The 2,050-nt window shown below is 44.8% G+C and carries 2 protein-coding genes; both read left to right on the top strand.

Annotation, left to right across the window (positions count from 1 at the left end):
- On the top strand, window positions 1-492 hold a 492-nt coding region (locus F551_RS16920), incomplete at its 5' end, for a DUF3011 domain-containing protein (protein WP_033405309.1).
- A 176-nt stretch (window positions 493-668) separates the two neighbouring features.
- The coding region (locus tag F551_RS0115940) for an acyl-CoA carboxylase subunit beta (RefSeq protein WP_018998517.1) at window positions 669-2,050 on the top strand (1,382 nt) is incomplete at its 3' end.

Here is a 2,050-nt window from a genome sequence, read left to right as displayed (position 1 = left end):
GATGCACGCGTTCATGATCGCAAATCTAAAGGTAGTTGTGATGAAGGCGATGAGTGGGGCCTAAATGGCAATATGATGTGGATCCGTGATGGGTGTCGCGCTATATTTGAGCTCTCTAGCGTGAGATATTACGATAGCAGAAATGATCGCCATCGCGATGGGCGCTATGGTCACGACAGACACGATCGAGATGGTCGATATGGACATGACCGTCGCCATGATTATCCACATGATTATTCAAGACGGGTTAGTTATTCTGATCAACGTGTTGCGATAGGTGCATGTGCGCGAGCTGCTAATCGAGAAGTATATAGATATGATGCTTATTCTGCTCAATATAGTCGCCAGCCACGTGTTGAAATTGGGCGTAAAGGACGCTTACGTGTTACTGGAACTGTGAGAGTTCACGGACAGAATGGATTTAGAAACCGTCAAACAGTTTGTACCGTTGGAAGAGATGGTAGAATAGACCGATTTAGGTTTGATCGCTAAACCATTTGTTTGATCAATTGTAAGGAAAAAGCGCTTTTTAGTTCGAAAAGCGCTTTTTTTGCTGCTTTGCAGCACAAATAGACCTTTGCAGCGTACATGAAGGCTTGCCAGAGTGTGTGTCTCTCTTTTATCAAGATGAAGATAAAAAGAGATGATAACACAATACGGGGCATTAAATGAGCAGTGATATTTTAGAAAGACTTGCTGAGAAACGCGAACAAGCAAGACTTGGCGGTGGTCAGGCTAGAATCGAAAAACAGCACGCAAAAGGTAAATTGACTGCTCGCGAAAGAATTGAAGTTCTTCTGGATGAAGATTCATTTGAAGAATGGGATATGTTTGTTGAGCACCGCTGTACCGATTTTGGTATGGAAGACAAACGTATTCCCGGTGATGGAGTTGTCACTGGCTGGGGAACCATTGATGGACGCCCAGTCTATGTGTTTTCAAAAGATTTTACAGTTTTTGGTGGTTCGCTTTCAAAAGCTCACGCAGAGAAAATTGTGAAAGTTCAGCAAGCTGCCATGAGAAACGGTGCGCCTGTGATTGGTATTTTCGATGCGGGTGGTGCGCGTATTCAGGAAGGTGTGGATTCACTTGCTGGATATGCTGATATCTTCCTTGAAAATGTGATGGCGTCCGGTGTAGTTCCGCAGATATCAGTAATTATGGGGCCTTGTGCTGGTGGTGATGTGTATTCACCGGCAATGACTGACTTCATCTTTATGGTGAAAGATACGTCATACATGTATGTGACAGGTCCTGATGTTGTGAAAACGGTGACCAATGAGAATGTATCTCACGAAGAGCTTGGTGGTGCATCTGTTCACGCTACGAAATCAGGCGTCGTAGATGGAGCGTTTGACAATGACGTAGAGGCGTTGACGCAAATTCGTCGTCTTATCAATTTCCTACCTGGATCACAGGCGGACAAACCACCAAAGCGTCCTACGTTTGATACAATTGACCGTATAGAAGATAGCTTAGACTCACTTATTCCAGCCAATCCAAACATGCCATATGATATGCGCGAGCTTATCGAGAAGGTGGCAGATGAGGGAGACTTCTTTGAAGTAAGCCCTGATTTTGGTGGAAATATCCTTTGTGGATTTGGACGCATTGAAGGCGCACCGGTAGGGTTTGTTGCAAACCAGCCAATGACGCTTGCGGGTGTTCTAGATATTGATGCCTCACGTAAAGCTGCTCGTTTTGTGCGTTTCTGTGATTGTTTCAATATTCCGATCATCACATTTGTTGACGTTCCGGGCTTTATGCCGGGCACGAAACAAGAATATGGTGGCCTTATTCGCCATGGTGCAAAATTGTTGTTTGCTTATGCAGAAGCGACAGTTCCAAAGGTTACAGTGATCACACGCAAAGCCTATGGTGGGGCTTATGATGTGATGAGTTCAAAACACCTACGTGGTGACGTAAACTACGCATGGCCAAATGCTGAGATCGCTGTGATGGGTGCAAAAGGTGCTGCTGAAATCATCTACCGTGGTGATTTAGGTGATGAAGCTAAAATGGCTGAACACACAAAAGAATATGAAGATCG

The organism is Hirschia maritima DSM 19733, from assembly GCF_000378345.1.
Lineage (GTDB): Bacteria > Pseudomonadota > Alphaproteobacteria > Caulobacterales > Hyphomonadaceae > Hirschia > Hirschia maritima.
Note: the sequence above shows the minus strand (reverse complement) of the source record. Positions and strands in the feature narration are given on the sequence as shown.